Below are 17,439 nucleotides of genomic sequence, written 5' to 3' on the forward strand. Positions count from 1 at the left end.
TCAAGATCCACACTTCACGTCGTGAGCCGCTACCGCCCAGCGCTGACCAGCTCACGCTCCTCGGACTCCGCTGGACCGCGCAGCTTCTCCCCCTCGATGTCGACGCGGGGCACGATGCGGTCCAGCCACGCCGGAAGCCACCAGGCCCAGCGGCCGAGCAGCGTCAGCAACGACGGAATGATCACCATCCGGACGATGAAGGCGTCGAAGAACACCCCCGCGGCGAGCGCGAAGCCCATCGACCGGGCAGCGATGTCGTCCTCCAGCATGAAGGCGCTGAACACCGAGATCATGATGATCGCGGCGGCCGTGACGACGCGGGCACCGTGGTGGTACCCGTGCATCATGGCGTCCCTCGGCGAGCGGCCGTGCACGTACTCCTCACGCATCCTGGTCACCAGGAACACCTGGTAGTCCATCGCGAGGCCGAACACGAGCCCGATCAACATGATCGGCAGGAAGCTGACGATCGGATGCGGGTCGCTGACCAGCCCGAACGTACCTTCCTGGAAGATCAGCACAGTCGCGCCGAACGTCGCGGCCATCGACAGCAAGAAGCCAAGCGCCCCGGTCAGCGGCACCAAGATCGACCGGAACACCAGGATCAGCAGCAGGAACGCGGCAGTGGCGACGATCGCCATGTACGGCACGATCGAGCCGAGCAGCTTGTCGTCGATGTCGGCGTAGATCGCGGTGGTGCCGGTGACGCCATAGACCATGCCGTACTTCGCCGCGAGCTTCTCCTCGGCGTCACGCGCATCGGTGACCAAGTCCTTGGTCTCCTGGTTGTTCGGCCCGTATAGCGGCACCGCCTGGAACAGCGCGCCCTTACCGTCCTCACTGGGACGTGGGCCGACGACGTAATCCATGGTGTCGTACGACTCGAGCTCACTCCGTAGCTCACCGAGCGCCTGGTCACGCAGCCCCTCCGGGGTGTCGGTGAGGTCGACGGCGACCATCAGCACGCCGTTGGAACCCTCTCCGAAGCCCTCGGTGCGCAGCTCGTACGCCTGCCGCACGGTGCTGTCCTCGGGCGCGCTCTCGTCACCGGGCAAGCCGAGGCTCAGGTTCAGCGCGGGCGCGGCGAGCAGGCCGAGCACGATGATGCCCGCGGTCAGCGTCAGCGCCGGTGCCTTGGCGATCAGCCGGGCGAACCGCTGCCCGTTGGTGACGTAGCTGTCGTCCTCAGGATCGTGCTTGGCTACGAACGGGATCTTCGGCTTGAACAGGAACCGCCCGAACGCCCCGAGCAGCGCGGGCATCAGCGTCAGCGCCACCAGTACGGCGAACGCCGCCGCGAGCGCCCCGCCAAGACCCATGAACGTCAGGAACTCGATGCCGACGACGCTGAGCCCGGACAACGCGATGATCACCGTCAGCCCGGCGAAGACCACTGCGGTACCCGCGGTCCCGACGGCGCGACCGGCCGCTTCCTCCTGGTTCGGCGCGACATGCAGTTCGTGCTTGTAGCGCGAGACGATGAACAGCGCGTAGTCGATGGACAGCGCGATCCCGATCATCGAGGCGAGGAACGTCGTGAAGCTCGGCATCTCGATCACCGAGGTCCCGATCATGATCGTGGCGGTGGCCGCGCCGAGGCCGACGATCGCGGTGATGATCGGCACGAACGACGCCACGATCGCTCCGAACGCGATGATCATGACGAGGAAAGCGATGCCCATGCCGATCATCTCGGCGGTGCCGCCCGGTTCTTCCTGCTGCATCGCGATGGAACCGCTGAGCTCCACCTGGAGACCGGAATCCCGGGCGACGTCAGCAGCCGCATAGGCCGCCTCCCGATCGGCCTCCGTGATGTCCTGCCAGCTGTCGATGGTGAACGGCACGTCGAGCAGCGCGACCGAGTCCGGCCGCTCGTCGGCGAGCACGTTCAGCGGTGCCCCCGAGCACCGCGACGTGAACTCCTGCCCCTCGCGCTCGGGCGTGAGGCAGCCCATCTCCGCGGCGGCGTCGACCGGGTTCACCAGCGGCGTGCTGTGATCGACGATGTCCAAGCCGTTCAACTCGCGAATCAGCGCGTCGATGGCCTGCTTGTTCTCCGGGTCGGTGAGTTGCTCCCCCTCGGGAGCACCGATGACGTACGTGCCGGTCACGGCGTCGAAGTCGAACTGGGCTGACATCCCGGGGAAGTGCTCGTCCATGATCTCGGTGGCCCGCTCCGAGGGCAGGCCCGACATGGTGAAGTCGTCCTCCATCGGCTGGGAGACGACGCTGGCCAACGCGCCGAGACCGACCAGCAGGACGAGCCAGATCGGTAACACGACCCATTTGCGCCGGTAGGCGAGCTTGCCGAACCGGTACAGGTAGACGGACACGTGGAACTCCTTTTCACAGCCCTCGCAGGAAAAACCGGATAACGCGCACATCGTGGCGTTCAAGCGATCTGCCAGACATCAGGGATGGCCCTGATGTTCACCCCAGGAAGACCCCAAGTCGGGCGCGAGCATAGGTGAATCTTCCTCACCTGCGCCGCCGAAGCTGAGATGGGACTGAGAAAGCGGCACGTGATCTCGACCACCGGGCGGGACACCGGAGCCGATGTCGGCTCTGCCCACTCCGCTCCGCACGGTCGTTTTGCCACCTTTCCCCGCGGGTAACCGGAGGTGACCCAATTCCCACACGAGAAGGGGTGCTGGGCATGACAACGAGGCAGAACTACACCAGTCCTGTTCTGATCCGGTGGGGCGCAGTACTCGCGGGTACCATCCTCGGTTTCGGGTTGATGGTGTTGCTGGCGGCGTTCTGGGTCGCACTCGGCGGAAACATCGGCGCGATCTCCGCCAACATCCACTGGTACAACTTCGCGTCGGCAGTCATTGCCCTGTTCGTGGCCGGTCTGGCGGCGGGCCTGCTGTCCGGCATCAAGAGCACGGGCCACGGCGTCTTCCACGGGTTCACGGCATGGGGGCTGATCCTGGCCGCCACCACGTTGTTCCCGTTGCCCGCCGCGTTCGGACTGTTCAGTGTGTTCACGACACCGCTGCCGGAGATCGGCACCGGACCGGCGTGGGCATCCTTCTTCGCGTTGCTCATCGGCCTGGTGGCGGCGGCCGTCGGTGGCGCCATCGGCGGCACGCTGACACGGCCACCGGAAGCGCACGAGGAGGCCTACGGGCGGACCGCACCGGCGCCGCGCGGTGAGGAGCAGGCCGCGCGCACGCAAGAGTCGGTCTCGACGGGGCGGAGTCGCTCCGAGTAACCGGCGCAGTAGTGACAGGGGCCCGGCACCGGCCGGGTCCCTGCTCATAGTGCCAGGTGCCGGGCACTTCCTACCCGCACGTTAACCTCGCCGGTGTGAGTACCGTGCCGACAAGCCGCGCAGCAGCGCTGCACCTGACGGGCGAACGCACCGCGCCCGGCGTCCCTGAGGAGAACTACTGGTTCCGCAGGCACGAGGCCGCCTATCACGCGTTGCTGCCGTACTGCGCGGACGCGCGGGTGCTGGAGGCGGGCTGCGGTGAGGGCTACGGCGCCGGGTTGATCGCCGAGACCGCCGCCAGGGTGCTCGCGCTGGACTACGACACGCCGTCGACCGAGCACATCGCCGCTCGGTATCCGCAGGTCGACGTCGCGCGCGGCAATCTCGCGTACCTGCCTGTCGCGGACGGCGCGATCGACGTCGTGGCGAACTTCCAGGTCATCGAGCACCTGTGGGACCAGGACGGCTTCCTCGCGGAGTGCTTCCGGGTACTGCGGCCGGGCGGCAGGCTGCTGTGCACCACCCCGAACCGGCTCACCTTCACCCCGGATTCCGACACCCCGTTGAACCCGTATCACACCCGTGAGCTGGCGCCGGACGAACTGGCGGACCTGTTGCGCGACGCGGGCTTCGACGTCGAACTGCTGCACGGGCTACACCACGGCGCTGGCGTGCGCGCGCTGGACGAACGATATGGCGGGTCGATCATCGACGCGCAGCTCAACGTCGTCATGGGGCATCTGCCGGGTACCGCGCCGTGGCCGGAGCAGCTACTGGCTGACATCGATGCCATCCGGCCCGATGACTTCGACATCACCGGCGATGACCTCGACGTCAGCCTCGATCTCGTCGCGGTCGCGGTGCGGCCATGAGCGGTAACGACGGCGACCACGAAGGCACCTTCTGCCTCGTCCTGCACAGCCACCTGCCCTGGCTGCCACACCACGGGTCGTGGCCGGTCGGCGAGGAATGGCTCTACCAAGCATGGGCGCACTCCTACCTGCCGGTTGTCGATCTGCTGCGCCGGTTCGCCGACGAGGGCAAGCGCGACGTCCTCACCCTCGGGGTCACGCCAGTACTCGCCGCGCAGCTCGACGACCCATACACGCTGCGGGCGTTCCACGATTGGCTCGGCCACTGGCAACTGCGCTCCGAACACGCCGCCGGCCTGTGGCACGACCGCGGCCCGGTGCTCCGCGAACTCGCCGCCGCCGAGCATCGGCAGGCCTCGGAGGCCGTCGAGACATTCGAGACACGCTGGCGGCACGGCTTCTCCCCGCTGCTGCGCTCGCTGGTGGACGATGACGTCATCGAGTTGCTTGGCGGGCCGCTGACCCATCCGTTCCAGCCGCTGCTTGAGCCGAGGGTGACCGACTTCGCGCTGCGGGAGGGCCTCGCGGACACCGCGCTGCGTATCGGAACGACGCCCGAGGGGATTTGGGCGCCGGAGTGCGGCTACGCGCCCGGCATGGAACGACACTATGCGGCGGCGGGCGTGCGGCGGTTCCTGGTAGACGGCCCCGCGCTGCGCGGCGATACCTCGGCGGCCCGCACCGTCGGTGACTCAGACGTCGTGTGCTTCGGCAGAGACCTGGAGGTCACCTACCGGGTGTGGTCGCCCAAGGCGGGCTATCCCGGCCACGCGCACTACCGCGACTTCCACACCTGGGACCACGATGTCGGTATCAAGCCGTCACGGGTGACCGGCAAGCACATCGAGCCGCGTGACAAGGCGCCCTACGATCCCGAGCTGGCGCAACAGACCCTGCGCACCCACGTGAAGGACTTCGTCGACACCGTGGTGGAGCGATTGCGGTCGTTGCGCGCGCAGCACGGCAGGGAGGCGCTCGTCGTCGCGGCGTACGACACCGAGCTGTACGGGCACTGGTGGCACGAGGGCCCCGCGTGGTTGGAAGGCGTGCTGCGAGCGCTACCGGAGGCCGGGGTGCGGGTCACGACGCTGCGGGGCGCGCTGGAAGCGGGCCACCTCGGGCCTCGCTACGACCTGCCCGCGTCGTCCTGGGGCTCGGGCAAGGACTGGCGGGTGTGGGACGGCGAGCAGGTGTCCGACATGGTCGCCGACAACGCCGCGCTGCAGCGGGAACTGCTGGACACCCTCGACGATACGCCAACGCGGGTGCGCTCGGCCGCACGCGACCAGTTGGCGCGGGAGGCGCTGCTGGCGCTGTCCAGCGACTGGGCGTTCATGGTCACCAAGGACTCCGCCGCCGACTACGCGCGCGGCCGGGCGCACGAGCACCACGCGCGGTTCGGTGAGTTGGCGCGGCTGTTGCGCGCGGGCGACCCGGCCGCGACCGCCCGCGCCGCTGCGTTGCGGGCGCGGGACTACCCGTTCGGCCAGCTCGACGCCCGGCGACTCTGAGTCACTGGCTCAGGCCGAAGACCTGCCGCAGTCCACGATCGACTTGTTCCATGAGGCTCATCGGCAACCGCCCCACCGGTCCATCGAGGTCGGCTTTGTTGACGGTCACGAGCGCCGTGATGTTGACCACGGAATCCTTCGGCAAGCCACTGGCCACCGAGGGCACGAAGACGTTGCCCGGCATCGCCGACAACGCGGTGTTTGACGTCAGCACGGCGGCCAACGCGGTCGCCAGTTTGCTGTCGTTGTAGGAGTCAGCTTGGACAAGCAGCACGGGACGGTGCTTGGCAGGACGACTTCCGACCGTATCGCCGAGATCGACCCAATACACGCCCCCTCGCCGGATCACCAGTCACCCGACAACGCGGCGATACTCCGACGTCCCGCAGCCGCTGCGGCATCGTTCGAGTCGTCCTCGCCCACGATCGCGATCGCCTCGTTGATCTTCTCGGAAAGCTCCGCTGACTCCAGTTCATCGAGGTAACGCTGCGCCGCCTTGGTGTAGAACTCCGAGCGGCTCATACCCGAGTGAGCGGCATACTCCTCCACCCGCTCGAACGTCGTGTCAGGTACCGAAATCGCTGTCTTCACGACGTCGAGTATAACTCGGTATAACCAGAGCGGCAACGCCAGACACCCGGCGACTCTGAGTCACCCCTCCGGCGCGTCGTCCTACTCACGGGTAGACAGGACCGGGCCGTGCGCAGGGGTGTTTTCACCGGATGGGAGGATCGACGTCTATGCGCGTGCTGATGATGTCGTGGGAATACCCGCCCGTGGTTGTCGGTGGGCTGTCCCGGCACGTGCACGCGCTGGCCCGGCATCTCGCCGCCGGCGGCCACGACGTCGTCGTGCTGTGCAGGCATGTCGCGGGCACCGATGGGCAGACCCACCCCACCACTGATCGCGTCGTCGACGGCGTCCGGGTCATCCGGGTGGCCGAAGACCCAATGCATGTCACCTTCGAGCGTGACCTCGTGGCGTGGACGCTGGCGATGGGACACGCCATGGTGCGGGCGGGCACCGAGCTGCTGCGGCAGTGGCAGCCGGACGTCGTCCACGCGCACGACTGGCTGGTCACCCACCCCGCGATCGCGCTGAGCGAGGCCGCGGGAGTGCCGTTGGTCGGCACGGTGCACGCTACCGAGGCGGGCAGGCACTCCGGCTGGCTGTCGCACCCGCTGAACCAGCAGGTGCACTCGGTCGAGTGGTGGCTGACGCAGCGCGCGGACGAACTGATCACCTGCTCGGTGGCGATGCGGACCGAGGTGGCACACCTGTTCGACGTCGACGCCGCCGCGATCCACGTGATCCACAACGGCATCGAGGAGCGCGGCTGGCGGGTCAGCGACGCGGAGATCACCGAGGCGCGGCAGCGGCACGGCGCCGACGCGCCACTACTGCTGTACTTCGGTCGGCTGGAGTACGAGAAAGGCGTGCAGGACCTGCTCGCCGCACTCCCCCGCATCCGCCAGCGCCACCCCGGCACCCGGCTGGTCGTGGCTGGCAAGGGCAGGCACCTGGACCCGCTGATCGAACAGGCACGCAAGCTGCGTATCCGGCGCGCGGTGGACTTCACCGGGCACCTGTCCGACCGCGACCTGTGCGCGGTGCTGTCCGCGGCGGACGCCGTGGTGTTGCCCAGCCGCTATGAACCGTTCGGCATCGTCGCGCTTGAGGCGGCGGCGGCGCAGGCGCCGCTGGTCGCGTCCACGGCAGGCGGGCTCGGCGAGGTCGTGCTGGACGGCAAGACCGGGCTGGCATTCGCACCCGGCGACGTCGACGCGCTGGCGACGGCCGTCGGCACCGTGCTCGACGACCGGGACACCGCCACCCGCCGCGCGGAGGCCGCCGCTGCCCGGCTGGCGGGCTCGTTCAACTGGGCCACCATCGCCGAGGAGACCGTCGAGGTCTACCGCCGCGCCCGGCCATCGGGACCGCGTGACATGGCGCGGCCGAAGATCCCCACTGGCAACGTCTTCGACGTCGACGCGTAGCGCCCGCCAACGCCGACGATCATGAGGCGTTTGGGTAGTCATAGCAACCGCATTGCCTCATGATCAACCGCTCAGCCCGGACCGGCGGACGACGTGGCGTGCTGCGCACGGGGCGCATCGGCGGGGCGTAACACGAGCCGGGTGCCGCACTCGGGTCTGGGCAGCAGCCGGGCCGAGTGCCAGCCAGGCAGCCCCCGCCCGGCGGCCAGCGCGCACCGGACCGTTCGCGCGTCACGCACGTGGCGTGCGAAGGAGCGCGGCGAGCTCACCCTGCCACGCTCCACCTGCCCACGCCACGCGTCCGCGGGATCGACATCCAGCCAGAGCATCCGCCGGGTGCGGCGAGCGCATACCCCGATGCAGAGCAACAGGACCCTGGTGCGTCGGCGGGTGGCGGGAATGTGCGCCACGACCGGTCCGCACGCTCGCAGCGCCACCAGCCAGATGCGCCACCGGTGCGCGAGGTGGACGAGCGGGCGGTACCACCGGTATGGCAACCACGACGGCAGGAGGGCGGCGAGCCGATGCGCGACGTGCTCCGAGTCGAGAATGACGGCGCTGGCATGGTTGTCCAGATTGTGCAGCACGGTACTTTTACCCGCGCCGGGAATCCCCGCCACGATGACGAGATCGTCCGCTCCAAGTGCGATGTCCCAATCGGACACGGGACCCGGTGTGGTCGTCGACGGTGCGGCCATATCGGCAAGAACGTGACATGATCACGAACAGTTCCCGCGACGAGAAAATCCCTCCCCTCGCGTCGGTGGCGGGTGATCACCGACGCGAGCGGGAGGGACGTCTTTGGGTATCGCAACCGTGCCACACAACGTCGCAAATGCCGAACACAGCGTTCTGAGTGTCGGACACGGCGTCGTGAGTGCAGGACACGACGCGGGCGGTTACGTCGTGGTGAGGTACCGGGCGTAGGCGCTGGTGGTGAAGAAGCTCGGCAGCTTCTCCCCCAGCGCCGTCTCGACGACGATCTGCCGTGCGTCGCCGAGCGTGCCACTGGCGCCACCAAGATCGGCCGACACCGTCGCCAGCTCCTCGTCAAGCAGCTCGGTCACCAGCTCGGTGGTGATCGCGGTGCCGTCGGAGAGCTTGGTGCCGTTGTAGATCCACTGCCACACCTGGCAGCGCGCGATCTCGGCGGTCGCGGCGTCCTCCATCAAGTTCGAGATCGCCGCGGCTCCCGTGCCACGCAGCCACGAATCGACGTAACGCAGCGCGACGTTGAGGTTGGCACGCAGCCCCTCCTCGGTGACGTCGCCGCCAGCGCTGGCGACATTGAGCAGGTCCTCCGCGCCCACGGAGACATCCTCGCGCAGCCGGTCGAGCTGGTTCGGCTTGCCGCCAAGCACGCCGTCGAAGACCTCGCGGCACACCGGAGCGAGACCGGGGTGGGCGACCCAGGAACCGTCGAAGCCGTCACCGGCCTCGCGCTCCTTGTCCTGCCGCACCTTCTCGAAGGCCAGCGCGTTGGCGTCCGGGTCCTTGCTCGGGATGAACGCCGCCATGCCGCCGATCGCGTGTGCGCCCCGCCGGTGACAGGTGCGCACCAGCAGCTCGGTGTAGGCGCGCATGAATGGCACCGTCATGGTGACCTCGGCCCGATTCGGCAGCACGAAATCGGCGCCCTGCTTGGCGAAGTTCTTGATGACGCTGAAGATGTAGTCCCAGCGACCCGCGTTCAGACCGGCGGCGTGCTCACGCAGCTCGTAGAGGATCTCGTCCATCTCGAACGCGGCGGTGATGGTCTCGATCAGCACCGTCGCGCGGATGGTGCCCCGCGGGATGCCGAGCAGCTCCTGCGCCAGCAGGAAGACGTCGTTCCACAGCCGCGCTTCCTCGTGACTCTCCAGCTTCGGCAGGTAGAAGTACGGTCCGACACCGGCGTCGATCAGCCGCTTGGCGTTGTGGAAGAAGTAGATGCCGAAATCGAACAGCGCCGCCGACACGGGGCGGCCGTCGATGCGGACGTGCTTCTCGACCAGGTGCCAGCCGCGCGGCCGGACGACGATGGTCGCCGGGTCGTCGCCGATGGCGTAGCGCTTGCCCGCGTCGGTGGTGAAGTCGATGTCGCCGCCGATGGCGTCGTAGAGGTTGACCTGCCCGTCGACGATGTTCGCCCAGGTCGGCGAGGTGGCGTCCTCAAAGTCGGCGAGCCACACCTTCGCGCCGGAGTTCAGCGCGTTGACCGTCATCTTGCGGTCGGTCGGACCGGTGATCTCCACCCGCCGGTCCGCAAGACCAGCGGCGGCACCGGCGACGCGCCAGGAATCGTCGTCACGGATGTGCGCGGTCTCGGGCAGGAAGTCGAGCTGGCGCTCACCGCTGTTCAGCTCGTCCTTGCGGACCCGCCGCTCGTCGAGCAGTTCCCGGCGGCGACCGGCGAACTCGTTGTCGAGCCGCGCTACGAACTCCAGCGCCGCCGGGGTGAGGATCTCGTCCGAGCGTTCGGACGTCGACGGTGAGACCGCGATTCGGTAACCCAAGCTGGTGGCCATGATCGTCCCTTCGAGTCAGACACTGCGGACGCTGGAGTGAAGGTGGTGGGGTCGGGTCGTGAGTGGCTATCAGAGTTCTAACCCTGATAGCCACTCACGACCCTGAGGGGATTGATCAGAACTGCGCTTCCTCGGTGGAGCCAGTCAGCGCGGTGGTGGAGCTCTCCGGGTTGATCGCGGTCGACACGAGGTCGAACCAGCCGGTGCCCGCCTCACGCTGGTGCTTGACGGCGGTGAAGCCGCGCTCCTCCGACGCGAACTCGCGATCCTGCAGGTCGACGTAGGCGGTCATGCCCTCGCGGGCGTAGCCGTAGGCCAGGTCGAACATCGAGTAGTTGAGCGCGTGGAAGCCGGCCAGCGTGATGAACTGGAACTTGTAGCCCATGTGGCCCAGCTCGCGCTGGAACTTCGCGATGGTCGCATCGTCCAGGTTCTTCCGCCAGTTGAACGACGGCGAGCAGTTGTAGGCCAGCATCTGGTCCGGGAACTCGGCCTTGACGGCCTCGGCGAACTGGCGAGCCACCTCGAGGTCCGGCGTGCCGGTCTCCATCCAGATCAGGTCGGAGTACGGCGCGTAGGCCTTCGCACGCTCGATGCAGGGCTCGATGCCGTTGCGGACCTTGTAGAAGCCCTCCGAGGTGCGCTCACCGGTGAGGAACTTCTCGTCGCGCTCGTCGACGTCGCTGGTCATCAGCGTGGCGGCCTCGGCGTCGGTACGCGCGATCACGATGGACGGCACGTCGGAGACGTCGGACGCGAGCCGGGCGGCGTTCAGCGTGCGGACGTGCTGCTTGGTCGGGACAAGCACCTTGCCACCGAGGTGGCCGCACTTCTTCTCCGACGCGAGCTGGTCCTCCCAGTGCACACCGGCGGCACCCGCGGCGATCATGCCCTTCATCAGCTCGAACGCGTTGAGCGGGCCACCGAAGCCAGCCTCGGCGTCGGCGACGATCGGCGCGTACCAGTCGATGTCGGTGTTGCCCTCGGCGTAGTTGATCTGGTCAGCACGGCCGAGCGCGTTGTTGATGCGGCGCACGACAGCCGGGACCGAATTGGCCGGGTAGAGGCTCTGGTCCGGGTAGGTCTGGCCAGCCAAGTTGGCGTCGGCGGCGACCTGCCAGCCGGACAGGTAGATGGCCTTCAAGCCCGCGCGCACCTGCTGCACAGCCTGGCCACCGGTCAGCGCACCAAGCGCGTGCACGTAGTCCTCGGTGTGGAGCAGGTCCCACAGCTTCTCGGCACCACGGCGAGCAAGCGTGTTCTCCTCGATCACGCTGCCGCGCAGCTTGACGACGTCTTCCGCGGTGTACGAGCGGTCGATGCCCTTCCAGCGCGGGTTGGTCTCCCACTCCTTGGCGAGCTCGGCGGCGGCCTGCTCACGCGACTTGGTCGTGTCGGTCATCCGGTCTCCAGTGTTCGTGTCTGCGAGCTTGGCGCGAGGTGCGCAGACGCGGACCAAGCTCAAAGGTTGCAAAGGTTGCTATCCCGCATCTGCTTGCCAAGACCATTGCACAAGCAGCAAAAATCGCGCCACCAAGCGAATTTGCAAATTTATGTGAACGATCGGTAGCATCTTGTAAAGGCTGCGAAGATCGCCGTGGCGACACTGATCAAAACGACGGCGAAACGCGGGATTAACCTGAAGAAACTGCGGGTAGAGAGGCCCTTCATGGAGAAAACCTTCGCCGGGGCGAAGCTTCGACACCTCCGCGAGAGCCGTCAGATGAGTCAAGCGGATCTCGCAAGAGTGTTGGAGATCTCACCGAGCTACCTGAACCAGATCGAACATAATGCGAGGCCGCTCACAGTCCCGGTGCTGTTGCGCATCACGCAAGCATTCGGGGTCGACGCCGAGTTCTTCGCGAGCAACGACACCGCCCGGCTCGTCGCGGACGTCCGTGAAGCGCTGCTGGACGAGTCGGTCGACACCGATGTCAGCTCCGGGGAGTTGAACGACCTCGCCACGAACCTGCCGAACGTGGCAACCGCCCTGGTCAAGCTGCATCGGCGATACCGCGACGCGGTGGAGAACACCGCCGCGCTGGTCACAGAGGACGGCAGAGGCACCCACGGCAGCACCGCCGCTCCCCTGCCGCACGAAGAGGTCCGCGACTTCTTCTACGAGCGGGAGAACTACGTCGCCGAACTGGACGAACGCGCCGAGCGGATGTCGCTGGACATGAACCTGCGCCGCGGCGATCTGCGCAACGCGCTGCGGGAGAAGCTCGCCGATGTCTACGGCGTCATCGCCACCACGGAGGGCATCGACGAGTCGACCGGCGAGCAGCACCGCTACGAGCAGGACGCGAAGGTGCTGCGCATGGCGCCCAGCCTGCGAGTAGGCCAGCAGGCGTTCCGGATGGCATCGCAGATCGCGCTGCTCGAGTACTCCGAGCTGATCAACGAGCTGGCCGACTCCTGGGCGTTCTCCGGTTCGGCAGCTCGGTCGCTGGCGCGGGTCGGGCTGGCGAACTACTTCGCGGGCGCGCTGATCCTGCCGTACACCGCGTTCCACACGACGGCCGAGCGCTATCGCTACGACATCGAGCGGCTGTGCGACCACTTCGGCGTCGGCTTCGAGACGGTCTGCCACCGGCTATCGACGTTGCAGCGGCCGAAGCAGCGCGGCGTGCCGTTCTCGTTCGTGCGGGTCGACCGGGCGGGCAACATGTCCAAACGGCAGTCGGCGGCAGGGTTCCACTTCTCCCGGGTTGGCGGTTCCTGCCCGCTGTGGAACATCTACGAGGCGTTCGCCTCGCCGGGCAAGATTCTCACCCAGGTGGCCGAGATGCCGGACGGCAAGAAGTACTTCTGGGTGGCCCGAACCGTGTCACGCAACATCGGTGGCTACGGCAAACCAGGCAAGATCTTCTCGGTCGGACTCGGCTGCGAACTGCGGCACGCCCGCAGGCTGGTGTACTCCACCGGGCTCGACCTGGACGACTCATCGGCGGCAACGCCGATCGGCATGGGTTGTAAAGTCTGCGAACGGCAGGCATGCCCGCAGCGGGCGTTCCCGACGATCGGCAAGCAGCTCACCGTGGACGAGAACACGTCGACGTTCGTGCCGTACCCGGCGGTGCCCAAGGACGACTAATTCCTTGTGGATCTTGAGGCGTTGTGGTCGCTATCACGGCCACAACGCCTACAGCTTCGCCCTAAGCGACGTCAGTGCTCGTCGAGGGTCTGCCGCAGCGCGGCGTTGGCCTTGCGCGCCATGTCGGCGACGGCCTCCCTGCGGGCTCGGTCGGCCTCGTAAGCGTCCTGCCTGTCCCTGAGCACCTTCGCGGGGATGCCCCCGGCGACGGCGTAGTCCGGCACGTCGCCCTTGACCACGGCATGCGCGCCGAGCACGGCGCCGCGCCCGACCCGGGTGCCCTTGGTGACGGTGACCTTGGTGCAGATCCAGGTGTCCGGGCCGATACGCACCGGGGCCTTGATGATGCCCTGGTCCTTGATCGGCAGGTTGATGTCGGTCGTGACGTGATCGAAGTCGCAGATGTAGACCCAGTCGGCCACCAGCGTCGCGGCGCCCATCTCGATGTCGAGGTAGCAGTTGATGACGTTCTGCCGCCCGAACACGGTTTTGTCGCCGATGCGCAGTGATCCCTCGTGGCAGCGGATGGCGTTGCCGTCACCGATGTGCACCCAGCGGCCGATCTCCAGCCGCCCGTACCCGGCGCGGGCGTGCAACTCGACGTCCTTGCCGAGGAACACCATGCCGCGCAGGATCACGTGCGGGTTCGTGAGGCGGAACTTGAGCAGCCGCCAGTACCGCACCAAGTACCAGGGCGTAAACGCTCGATTGCGCAACACCCAGCGCAGCGAGTCCCTGGTCAGGAACTTCGCCTGGCGCGGATCGTTACGGGTCTTCCGCCACGCCTGAACTCGGTCGAAAACCGGTGAACCCCACATCGACGTCACGGCTGCACGGTAACCGACACGCTCAGCCGCTGCGAGCGTCACCCGGCCACCAGTCGGTGATCGCGGCGACGATCTCCTCGGGCGCGTCCTCCTGGATGTAGTGCGACGCGCCGCGCAGGATCCTCGTCGTGTGGTTCGGGAACGCCTGCTCCCAGCGCTCGCGGTGACGTTCCTTGAATGCCTGGTCCTTGTCCGCCCACACCAGCAGCGCGGGCTTGTCCCGTAGCGAAGCGAGCCCGGCCTCGACCTCGGCGAGCAGGTCGGTCGCTGCCAGGATCTCGTGCGGCATGACGTGCACCGGCACCCGCGACTCCGGCGTGGGATGCGGCGCCTTGTACATGGCGTGCTCAGCCGGGGTGAGCTTCTTACGTCTGATGCCGGCTTTCAGGAAGACGCTGGTGAAGACGTCGGCGTGTTTGACGAGCACGCCGCCGGGGATGCCGCTGCCGAGCAGTTTGGAGAACGTGGCGATGCTGCGGTCGTCGCGCACCGGCCAGGCCCAGGTGTTGCCGATGACGAACGCCCGGAACCGGTCCGGCTCATGGGTCGCGACCCAGAACCCGATCGGCCCGCCCCAGTCCTGCACCATGAGCGTGACGTCGCGCAGGTCGAGCTGCCGGATGAACTCCCGCACCACCCGTGCGTGCTCAGCGACCGTGTAGGCGTAGCCGTCGGGTGCGGTGGAGAGCCCGAAACCCGGGTAGTCCAGCGCGATGCAGCGGAACCGGTCCTTGAGTCCGGTCACGATGTGCCGGTACAGGAACGACCAGGTCGGGTTCCCGTGCAGACCGAGGAAGACCGGGCCTTCGCCTTCGTCGATGTAGTGCACCCGCGCGCCCGCCACCTCGGCGAAGTGGCTCTCGAACGGGAAGAGGTCGTCGTCCACCCAGCTTGGCCGCTCAGCCATGATGCACTCCTTACCTCGACGATTTGTCCATTCTGCTCCGGTGCCGACCGATGGGCATGCCAGCGAACCCGACTGGGGCAATGGCAGGATCGCGGGCATGACGCGCCTGATCATCGACACCGACCCTGGCGTCGACGACGCCATCGCGATCGCCATCGCGGCGCTGAGCCCCAGCACCGATCTGCTTGGCGTGACCACGGTGTTCGGCAACGTCCCATTGGCGAAGACCACCCGCAACGCGCTGCGCATCCTCGAGATGTGCGGGCGGGACGACGTCCCGGTCGCCGCGGGCGCTGCCATGCCACTGGTGCACCCGCAGGCACGCCAGGACAGCACCGCGCACGGCGACGACGGCTTGTCCGGACACGCTGACGTGCTACCCGAACCGTCTCGCGATGCCGTAGCGGATGGCGCGGTGGGGCTCATGGCGTCGCTGCTGGAACAGGCCGAGGAGCCGGTGACGATCTCGCCGATCGGCCCGCTGACCAATATCGCCGTGTTGCTTGCCGCGTATCCACACCTCAAGCCGAAGATCGAGCGCCTGGTGATCATGGGTGGCGCGCTCGAGGGTGGCAACGTCACCGCGCGGGCCGAGTTCAACGTCTGGAGCGACCCGGAAGCCGCCCGCCGGGTGCTGGTCACCGAAGACGTCCCGTGCGTGCTGGTGCCGATGGACCTGACCTACCGCTGCGCGGTCGACACGGATTGGCTGGAGCTGCTGGCCACGTCCGGCCGGGTGGGCGAGGCGCTGCGGGCACTCACGCCGGAGTACGTCCGGCACTACACCCGAGCGCTCGGCTGGCCGGGGATGGTGGTGCACGACGCGGTGGCCATCGTCGAAGCCATCACGCCGGGCACCCTGGTCACGGAGTCCCTGCCACTGGACATCGAGTGCTCATTCGGGCCGTCACGCGGGGCTGTGATCGCCGACCGCCGCAGGCGCGAGCAGATCGACGACACCGTGGCCCTCGATGAGGCTGGCCGGGTCGACGTCGCCATGGACACCGACATTGCTCGGCTGCGCGCAGTGCTTCTCGAGGGAATCGAGGAGAAGATGGAAGCATGACGGACCGGCGACTAGCGATCCTGCGACACGCGAAGGCTGCATGGCCGGAGGGCGTAACCGACCTCGAACGACCGCTGGCCGAACGTGGCGAGCGCGACGCGCCCGCTGCCGGCCGCTGGTTGGCCGAGAACCTTCGGCGCATCGACGTCGCGGTGTGCTCCCCGGCGGCCCGCGCCCGGCAGACCTGGATTCTGGCGGCAGGCGAACTGGCAGCGACCCCGCAAACCCGCTACGACGAGCGGATCTACGACGGCTCGCCCGGCGACCTGCTCGCCGTCGTGCAGGACATCGACGAGGCGGCGAGTACGGCGGTGCTGATCGGGCACAACCCCGGGGTGTCCCAGCTGGTGACGGCACTGACCGGTCAGCAGCACGAGCTCAGCACGTCAGGCATCGCGGTGCTGACCTGGTCCGGCGACTGGGCCAACGCGGGGAGCGTGCCGGTGGAGCTGGCGGAGGTGGCGAAGCCCCGAGGTGAGCTTTAGCGACGCGTGCTCTTGTCCTTGGCAGGCAGCGAACGCGCATAGGCAACGCCACGATTCACCCAGTCGCCGAGCTGGCGCTCGGACTTGATGGCCGCGGTATCGACCTTGAGCCACCCCCGCATCTCACGCCCACGCATCACCATGGGTCGTACCCGCTCGTCATCGACCAAGTCAGCGGCATTGTCGGGACTCATCCTGACCAGCAGGCCACCCTGCCCGCTCGCGGCCACCGACATGTTCCCGTTGATGAGAAACGCCAGGCCGCCGAACATCCGCTGCTCGGTCACGCCTTCCGTGCCGGCCACCAATTCGCGGATACGGTCGGCTAGTTCGTGGTCATAAGCCATGGACCAAGTATCCATCGGACACCGACAATTTCGACCCAGCTCAGGCCCTGGGCGGCCTAGCAGTCGTTGTCGAGGCAGAAGCTGTTCTCGGCTTCGTCGGTCTTGGCGACCTTCAACGTGATTTCGATGTCCGTGCGCACGCGCTTGCCGGCGGCGGGATCCTGACCGACGATCCGCCAGTTCGCGTAGTTGGCGGCGAACGCATGGCCGTCGACCGGCAGGGGCACGATGTCGGTGAATCCTCGCTTCTCCAACTTGTGGACGCTGACCTTCAGGTTCGTTCCCTTGACAGCTGGCATCTTCACGGCAGCTGGTGCCGTCGTCTCCGGCTCAGCCTCCGACGTCACGTCCACATGTGGAGTTGACGAGACAGTCGGGGAATCGGTCGGGCCGGTGGGTGTGCCGCACGCCGAGAGACCACCCGCCAGGACCGCGGCGAACGCAACGGCGACCAGCGACTTCAACACTATGGTTCCCCTCCCGACACGCACATGGCAGATCCACCGAAACGTCGCGTTCAGCCGACCTCACCGACAGCGTCCCATCGCGGCAGGATGGTGCGCGTCGCCTGGCTGTGCCCATCTTCAGGGCCGAACGGATGACATG

General features: G+C 67.5%; 17 protein-coding genes. 7 read left to right on the forward strand and 10 right to left on the reverse strand.

The annotated features are described in order from the left end of the window. Positions 1-29: 29 nt before the first annotated feature. A complete protein-coding gene (locus AMYHA_RS20410) occupies positions 30-2,333 on the reverse strand; it encodes an MMPL family transporter (protein WP_034273626.1) in 2,304 nt (767 codons plus the stop codon). A gap of 323 nt (positions 2,334-2,656) precedes the next feature. On the opposite strand from AMYHA_RS20410, the gene AMYHA_RS20415 reads away from it, so the two are divergent. The 3 genes from AMYHA_RS20415 (at position 2,657) to AMYHA_RS20425 (ending at position 5,600) form a co-directional block, all read left to right on the forward strand. Continuing rightward, positions 2,657-3,217 (forward strand): ABC transporter permease family protein, encoded by a 561-nt coding sequence (locus tag AMYHA_RS20415; RefSeq protein WP_157362277.1) that lies wholly within the window; start codon positions 2,657-2,659, stop codon positions 3,215-3,217. Between the two features lie 104 nt (positions 3,218-3,321). Further along, a complete protein-coding gene (locus AMYHA_RS20420; RefSeq protein ID WP_034278162.1) occupies positions 3,322-4,089 on the forward strand; it encodes a class I SAM-dependent methyltransferase in 768 nt (255 codons plus the stop codon). Beyond that, positions 4,086-5,600 (forward strand): 1,4-alpha-glucan branching protein domain-containing protein, encoded by a 1,515-nt coding sequence (locus AMYHA_RS20425; protein WP_034273630.1) that lies wholly within the window; start codon positions 4,086-4,088, stop codon positions 5,598-5,600. Before AMYHA_RS20420 ends, AMYHA_RS20425 begins: the two co-directional genes overlap by 4 nt. Position 5,601: 1 nt before the next feature. Here AMYHA_RS20425 and AMYHA_RS20430 read toward each other — a convergent pair whose 3' ends face one another. Beyond that, positions 5,602-5,949 (reverse strand): type II toxin-antitoxin system PemK/MazF family toxin, encoded by a 348-nt coding sequence (locus AMYHA_RS20430; RefSeq protein WP_330760626.1) that lies wholly within the window; start codon positions 5,947-5,949, stop codon positions 5,602-5,604. Further along, positions 5,946-6,191, reverse strand: coding sequence for a type II toxin-antitoxin system HicB family antitoxin (locus tag AMYHA_RS20435; protein WP_034273636.1), 246 nt, complete (start codon positions 6,189-6,191; stop codon positions 5,946-5,948). Before AMYHA_RS20435 ends, AMYHA_RS20430 begins: the two co-directional genes overlap by 4 nt. Positions 6,192-6,340: 149 nt before the next feature. On the opposite strand from AMYHA_RS20435, the gene AMYHA_RS20440 reads away from it, so the two are divergent. Continuing rightward, positions 6,341-7,597, forward strand: a complete 1,257-nt coding sequence (locus tag AMYHA_RS20440) for a glycosyltransferase family 4 protein (RefSeq protein ID WP_034273639.1) — start codon at positions 6,341-6,343, stop codon at positions 7,595-7,597. 71 nt (positions 7,598-7,668) lie between these two features. Here AMYHA_RS20440 and AMYHA_RS20445 read toward each other — a convergent pair whose 3' ends face one another. The 3 genes from AMYHA_RS20445 to aceA all read right to left on the reverse strand — a co-directional run bounded on the left by AMYHA_RS20445 (position 7,669) and on the right by aceA (position 11,506). Further along, positions 7,669-8,262, reverse strand: a complete 594-nt coding sequence (locus AMYHA_RS20445; RefSeq protein WP_231104840.1) for an AAA family ATPase — start codon at positions 8,260-8,262, stop codon at positions 7,669-7,671. Positions 8,263-8,496: 234 nt separating this feature from the next. Then, positions 8,497-10,104: a malate synthase A gene (aceB, locus tag AMYHA_RS20450; protein ID WP_034273642.1), complete on the reverse strand. Its 1,608-nt coding sequence runs from the start codon at positions 10,102-10,104 to the stop codon at positions 8,497-8,499. 115 nt (positions 10,105-10,219) lie between these two features. Next, a complete protein-coding gene (gene aceA / locus AMYHA_RS20455; RefSeq protein WP_034273644.1) occupies positions 10,220-11,506 on the reverse strand; it encodes an isocitrate lyase in 1,287 nt (428 codons plus the stop codon). A 267-nt stretch (positions 11,507-11,773) separates the two neighbouring features. Between aceA and AMYHA_RS20460 the strand changes: the two genes are divergently transcribed. Continuing rightward, positions 11,774-13,201 carry a short-chain fatty acyl-CoA regulator family protein gene (locus tag AMYHA_RS20460; RefSeq protein WP_034278164.1) on the forward strand — a complete coding sequence of 476 codons (1,428 nt, stop codon included), beginning with the start codon at positions 11,774-11,776 and terminating at the stop codon, positions 13,199-13,201. 71 nt (positions 13,202-13,272) lie between these two features. Here the strand turns inward: AMYHA_RS20460 and AMYHA_RS20465 are convergent, their stop codons facing one another. Then, positions 13,273-14,028, reverse strand: a complete 756-nt coding sequence (locus AMYHA_RS20465) for an acyltransferase (protein WP_034278166.1) — start codon at positions 14,026-14,028, stop codon at positions 13,273-13,275. Between the two features lie 22 nt (positions 14,029-14,050). Then, positions 14,051-14,935 (reverse strand): alpha/beta fold hydrolase, encoded by an 885-nt coding sequence (locus tag AMYHA_RS20470; RefSeq protein WP_034273647.1) that lies wholly within the window; start codon positions 14,933-14,935, stop codon positions 14,051-14,053. A gap of 97 nt (positions 14,936-15,032) precedes the next feature. Between AMYHA_RS20470 and AMYHA_RS20475 the strand changes: the two genes are divergently transcribed. Together AMYHA_RS20475 and AMYHA_RS20480 are read left to right on the forward strand one after the other, a co-directional pair. Next, on the forward strand, positions 15,033-16,001 hold the full coding sequence (locus tag AMYHA_RS20475; protein ID WP_034278168.1) for a nucleoside hydrolase: 969 nt from the start codon (positions 15,033-15,035) through the stop codon (positions 15,999-16,001). After that, positions 15,998-16,486 carry a SixA phosphatase family protein gene (locus tag AMYHA_RS20480; RefSeq protein WP_034273650.1) on the forward strand — a complete coding sequence of 163 codons (489 nt, stop codon included), beginning with the start codon at positions 15,998-16,000 and terminating at the stop codon, positions 16,484-16,486. Before AMYHA_RS20475 ends, AMYHA_RS20480 begins: the two co-directional genes overlap by 4 nt. On the opposite strand, the gene AMYHA_RS20485 is transcribed toward AMYHA_RS20480, so the two are convergent. After that, complete coding sequence (locus AMYHA_RS20485; RefSeq protein WP_034273652.1) at positions 16,483-16,833, reverse strand: TfoX/Sxy family protein; 351 nt, start codon at positions 16,831-16,833, stop codon at positions 16,483-16,485. The genes AMYHA_RS20480 and AMYHA_RS20485 overlap by 4 nt on opposite strands. A 56-nt stretch (positions 16,834-16,889) precedes the next feature. After that, entirely contained in the window at positions 16,890-17,186 is a 297-nt protein-coding gene (locus AMYHA_RS20490; RefSeq protein WP_157362279.1) for a PASTA domain-containing protein, read from the reverse strand. Between the last annotated feature and the right edge of the window lie 253 nt (positions 17,187-17,439).

The sequence above is a fragment of the Haloechinothrix halophila YIM 93223 genome, from assembly GCF_000504245.1.
GTDB classification, from domain to species: domain Bacteria; phylum Actinomycetota; class Actinomycetes; order Mycobacteriales; family Pseudonocardiaceae; genus Haloechinothrix_A; species Haloechinothrix_A halophila.